The organism is Veillonella sp. DNF00869, from assembly GCF_001553345.1.
In the GTDB taxonomy this organism is placed as follows: domain Bacteria; phylum Bacillota; class Negativicutes; order Veillonellales; family Veillonellaceae; genus F0422.
Genome location: NZ_KQ960757.1, coordinates 1 through 5,077, shown reverse-complemented (window position 1 = coordinate 5,077; position 5,077 = coordinate 1). Strand labels below are relative to the sequence as shown.

The following is a 5,077-nucleotide window of genomic DNA, read 5'->3' as shown; positions in this document are numbered from 1 at the left end:
CACAAGGCTACTACACCTAATGGCGTTCCTCAGCGTTTTTCAGCGAAGGAGCATGGTATAGGATAACAAAGAGGAGTTGTTGAGGTGTTGTTAAGGGTTTTGTGTTATAATAAAAGTAATCAATAAAATTATCAATTAGGAGTTAATATGAAAGTTACCTATTTAGAACATAGCGGTTTTGTCATTGAAGATGGCAGACGGGCCTATGTATTTGATTACTGGAAAGATCCAGCCGGAGTGATAGATACATTAGTAGCACAAGGCTACGAGTTACATGTTTTTGTATCCCATATCCATCATGACCATTACGTGAAATCAATTTTCAAATATTTACCATATATACACAGTGTTTGGTACCATGAAGATGTGCCAGCTTTGCGAGATATTTTCAAGGAATTGCAGGAGACAGCAGAGGCTAAGCAAGATGCTGAGAAAGCTAGTTTGGTGTTAGAAAGAATCAAACAAGGGTGTTCTAATCAAGGCCAAAATATGACAGAGGAACATCTGACAGAAGAGTTGGTACAACAAGTGTTTTCTTTGCACTCCATGAAAGTAGGCGACACATTAGAATCGGACAATCTGACTGTCACCATGTTTGGTTCCACTGATGAGGGCGGTTCATTCTTGGTGGATACAGGTACGCATCGCATCTTTCACGCAGGAGATTTAAACTGGTGGCATTGGTCTGGAGATACGCCTGAGAATATTGCAGAGGCAAAAGCGTTAAAGGAGAAAGAATTCGCACCTCTAACAGGTTTGTCTGTGGATATTATGATGTTCCCTGTAGATGCTCGGTTAGAAGTAGCTCGCGAGTGGGGAGCCTTAGAAGTGTTAGGTATAATGAACACGAAACTATTTATTCCTATGCATGCCAATGGATCTATTTGGGTGCCCTCGGACACATTCCGCCACACATACCCAAACCAACGTTGCTGGATTCCGGAACAACCGGGTGATGTAATAGAGGATGTGAACTAAATGACAGTGTGGTTACAACGTCATGGAGCAACGGCGTTACTAGTACTGATGAGTGTCATATTCTTAGTATCCTATCCTTTGCATAGAGATCCTTTCTGGGGTCTCATCACGCATATTTCAGGGGCCGCCATGATTGGTGGCTTAGCTGATTGGTATGCGGTGACAGCACTGTTTACGAAACCCTTGGGGATTCCTTTCAAAACGGCGCTCATCCCTAGGAATAAGGAACGGTTCGTGGAAATGGCACGGCATATGATGGTGGACGAACTCCTTCGGGTATCTCATATGTACGAGGTACTAAAACAGGAACGTGTACCAGGGCGGATTGTGTCATTTATGAATAGTGCCACTGGTCGGGGATATGTTCATGTGTGTTTTGAGGAACTGAAAGACCATGTGTTGCCCCATGTGAAAGAAAATTTACTGCAAGAACAATTGCTAGGGCATATCAAGAATGGTGTGGAATCTTGGCGAGTGACACCTTTTGTGGTTAGTTTGTGTCGTCAGCTGTTAGAACCAGAACGAGCAGAGGTGCTATGGATGCACATCAACCGTATGCTTCAACGATTGCTGGCGGCGGAAGGGATTCGCCCCTACTTATTAGGGCTAGTATCCTCTGTGATGAATCGCTATGCAGACCATTCATTTTTGCGAGAATTGGCGTTAGCATTAGGTGGGGAGTCACTTTCACCGGAATACATTACACACATGATACAGGTGAAAGGCTGCGCCTATTTGATGAGCCAAGAATCTTTGCAGTCGCCCTTGGGATCTGCGGTATACACGAAGGCTCGATGGGCAGTGGATGAACTTGCACAGAATGGACAGTGGCAACGGAAATTAGAAGATAAAAAAAATGCTTGGTTCCGGGAGTTCATCGAAGATGGCTATGTGTTGGAAGATACGTTGGACTTGGCACGGTATGTGGAGCAAGGAGAAACGGAATTGTACCATTTCTTTGAGCGCTTGGAAACGAATGCTGTGAAAGGTCGTAAGGCAGAGCGATTTATTCTATTCCAATTGTTGCATGTCTTAAATTACGTACGCCCTTGGATTGAACAGATTGTCGTGCGCGAGATGAATCGATTCACACCAGAGGAAATTACTCGCATATTACAATCTAAATTGGGCTATGATTTACAGATGATACGCATTAATGGGTCCTTGGTAGGTGCTATTTTAGGCGGTCTCTTCTACGGATTGACCTTGCTAAAAGGAGGGATTGTATGAGCCCTCGTGTTATAGAAATACCAAGAACGCCCTATACAACCTATGCGAATCGCTTGCTGCTCACCATGGCGGTTTTGTTTGGCTTGGTGTGGTGGGGACAGTGGTATATCACAGCTCCTTGGTATGATGGTTTGTATTGGTTTGTCCAATCTGCCCTCATCGGTAGCGTAGCGGACTGGTTTGCGGTGACTGCTTTATTTCGAAAACCTTTGGGTGTGTCCTTTCATACGGAACTGATTCCACGGAATAAGAATCGCCTTATTGAGGGGATTATCCGCATGGTGAATACGAAACTTCTCACCTATGATCAATGTAAAAGGGCTATTGAACGGGTACAGTTTGTACCGTTTATAGACCAATATATTCGCAGTGATGTAGGACGGAATACGGTGCGCCAAGGGATTGCTACTGTGTTGTCGGAGTTGTGGGAGCGACGTAGTGATCGGGAGTGGGCCCAATGGGGAGCACAGCGGTTGCGGAAATTTTTGCATAATCAGTCTTTTATCGGTCCTATGCAACAGACTTTACTGCATGTGTGTGAGCACAATCGTTATGAAAGTGTGGTCATTCGAGGCATCGACTATTTGCAGAGGGCTCTGTATACACCGAAAGCACAGCAATGGCTAGAAGCGGTTATTAAGGAAGAAATCGAAAAGCGCAAGAAAGATGTAGTGTCTGCCATGCTCATTGGACTTTCAGAAGGATTGAACATCGTGAACGTCCAAGAAATGGCACGGGCCATCATCGAAGAAGTGCATCAAATGTTGGAGCGCTGGAAACAGCCGAATAGCACGGAACGCCTCGTGTGGTTGCATCAATGGGTGGGACCTTTGCAACACATGGCGTCGAGCCGAAGCATCACAAAGACCTTGGACGATGCTATTCAACAGTGGATCGATGTGCAAGATTGGGAACTCATGTTAGAAGAGTATGTATGCCCACGGATTCGTGAAGGCATGGTATCTGCGGATGGGACATCGCCAATGGCCATTGCGTTGGAATCGAGCTTTCAAGAGTTGTGGAATCATTACTGTGAAGAGCCAGGCATGGTGGAACGGTTAGAAGAAGCCTTAACTCATATTATGCTGCACATTGCTTCAAAGAGCCATGGGTTTATCGGCATCATCATCCGCGAAGTGCTACAAAGCTTAAGTACAGAACGGTTCATTCATTTTATTGAAAGTAAGGTGGAAGAAGATCTTGCTTGGATCCGTATTAACGGTGCCCTCGTAGGTGGCGTAGCAGGATTGGGGACATGGTTGTTCTTGTATTATGTGTATGAGCCAGTGTTGCATGGACTAGGAATACTATAATATCTAGAAAATATTTTATAGTGTAAGCGGAGTGTAGTTCTATAGTGTGGATGTATTTCGGTTGGAATAGAACATATATGGCTATTTTCTGATTGGATTAATAGTATATAGGATACACGTTCTGTGATGCGCATTGTTTAGCAAATCGAATATATATTAAAAAACAGGGGACCCAGATTTGATGGAATCGGGTCCCCTGTTTTCATTTGAAAGTTCTATATGGTTGCAGCTCTCTAATTGAGACATATAGGTAATGAAAAGTTTTGTTGTTACAGTGATAGGATTATGCTTCTTGTACGGTGTTAAGGTTGAGCTCCAAGTCTTTGATCATTTGTAGATCATCTAATGGAGAGCGACCAGCTGTTGTTAGGTAACCACCCACCATAATACCGTTCAAACCACCTTTTAATGCGTAAGATTGTAAGTCACGAAGGTTCACTTCACGACCGCCAGCCGTACGAATCAAAGCCTTTGGCAATACGAAGCGGAACACAGCAAAGGTTCGAAGAATTTCCAATGGAGGAATTGGTTTATTGTTTTCGAATGGTGTGTTCTTGATAGGGTTAAGAATGTTCAAAGGAACGGAGTCTACCCCTAATCGTTTTAACTCGAATGCCATTTCAACACGTTGCTCTTTGGTTTCATTCAACCCCAAGATACCGCCGGAGCAAACACGAATGCCTGCCTTTTGTGCATTGGAGATAGTGAACATTTTATCTTCATAAGAGTGTGTTGTACAAATGTCTGGGAAATGGCTTGGTGCTGTTTCGATGTTGGAGTGATAACGTGTCACACCAATTTCTTTTAATTGCACGGCTTGCTCGTAGGTCAATAAACCAAGGGAGCAACAAATCTCTAACCCAGTTTCTTTACGAATACGAGTGAGAGCGCTCAAAATTTGCTCGAACTCTTTTGGGTTGTTTGTGTTACGGCCACTTGTAACGATGGAGAAGCGGATAGCGCCAGCTTCTTTCGCTTTTTTAGCAGCGTTAACGATTTCATCCTCTTCCATGAAAGGATACACAGTAACACCAGTGTCATGATGGGCGGATTGAGCACAGAATTTACAGTTTTCTGGGCATTTACCGGAACGGGCGTTCACGATGGCACATAGGTCTACTGTATCGTCATTGAACTTTTGGCGGATCTTATCAGCCATAGCTAAAAGAATCATAGTGTCTTCGTCAGATGTGTGAATCAGCTGCTCTGCCTCTTCACGAGTGATCTCGCCACCATCTAATACTTTTTGCGCATAGGCTATGATTGTTTCATAGGAAATAGATTTTGATACAGTTTCCATAATTACACCTCGTAATAGTTGTTTGATTTTAATGACTACATCATAATGACTACATTATATAATTATTGTTAACTTGCGTCAATAGTATAAGCGTTAACAGAGAGCGGAGATTATTTTGCTATGCAGGTATTCTGCGCTTATAGAATTTTATTCCATATGTAGAATTTGTGGTATAATGGGTTCGTAGAAGAGTTAATGACGTGATGTTAGGCTCATCTCTTCCTAATATGGGAGGAGGTGGTTGCTATGACTAAGT

General features: G+C 43.5%; 4 protein-coding genes. 3 read left to right on the top strand and 1 reads right to left on the bottom strand.

The genetic code is table 11. From position 1 onward, the window contains the following. Window positions 1-147: 147 nt before the first annotated feature. Genes HMPREF3032_RS01410 through HMPREF3032_RS01400 form a run of 3 tightly spaced genes read left to right on the top strand, consistent with a single transcriptional unit; the run spans window position 148 to window position 3,521 of the window. Window positions 148-978 (top strand): MBL fold metallo-hydrolase, encoded by an 831-nt coding sequence (locus tag HMPREF3032_RS01410; protein ID WP_062401272.1) that lies wholly within the window; start codon window positions 148-150, stop codon window positions 976-978. After that, window positions 979-2,208, top strand: coding sequence for a DUF445 family protein (locus HMPREF3032_RS01405; RefSeq protein ID WP_062401270.1), 1,230 nt, complete (start codon window positions 979-981; stop codon window positions 2,206-2,208). It abuts the gene before it with no gap. Further along, window positions 2,205-3,521, top strand: coding sequence for a DUF445 domain-containing protein (locus tag HMPREF3032_RS01400; protein ID WP_062401268.1), 1,317 nt, complete (start codon window positions 2,205-2,207; stop codon window positions 3,519-3,521). The genes HMPREF3032_RS01405 and HMPREF3032_RS01400 overlap by 4 nt, the downstream gene beginning before the upstream one ends. Before the next feature lie 283 nt (window positions 3,522-3,804). Here HMPREF3032_RS01400 and bioB read toward each other — a convergent pair whose 3' ends face one another. After that, window positions 3,805-4,821, bottom strand: a complete 1,017-nt coding sequence (gene bioB, locus HMPREF3032_RS01395; RefSeq protein ID WP_009353994.1) for a biotin synthase BioB — start codon at window positions 4,819-4,821, stop codon at window positions 3,805-3,807. Window positions 4,822-5,077 lie beyond the last annotated feature (256 nt).

Bases quoted from the DNA above. Each gene is read 5' to 3' on its own strand.
- HMPREF3032_RS01400 (WP_062401268.1), top strand. From the start codon at position 2,205: ATGAGCCCTCGTGTTATAGAAATACCAAGAACGCCCTATACAACCTAT.
- HMPREF3032_RS01410 (WP_062401272.1), top strand. From the start codon at position 148: ATGAAAGTTACCTATTTAGAACATAGCGGTTTTGTCATTGAAGATGGC.
- HMPREF3032_RS01405 (WP_062401270.1), top strand. From the start codon at position 979: ATGACAGTGTGGTTACAACGTCATGGAGCAACGGCGTTACTAGTACTG.
- bioB (WP_009353994.1), bottom strand. From the start codon at position 4,821: ATGGAAACTGTATCAAAATCTATTTCCTATGAAACAATCATAGCCTAT.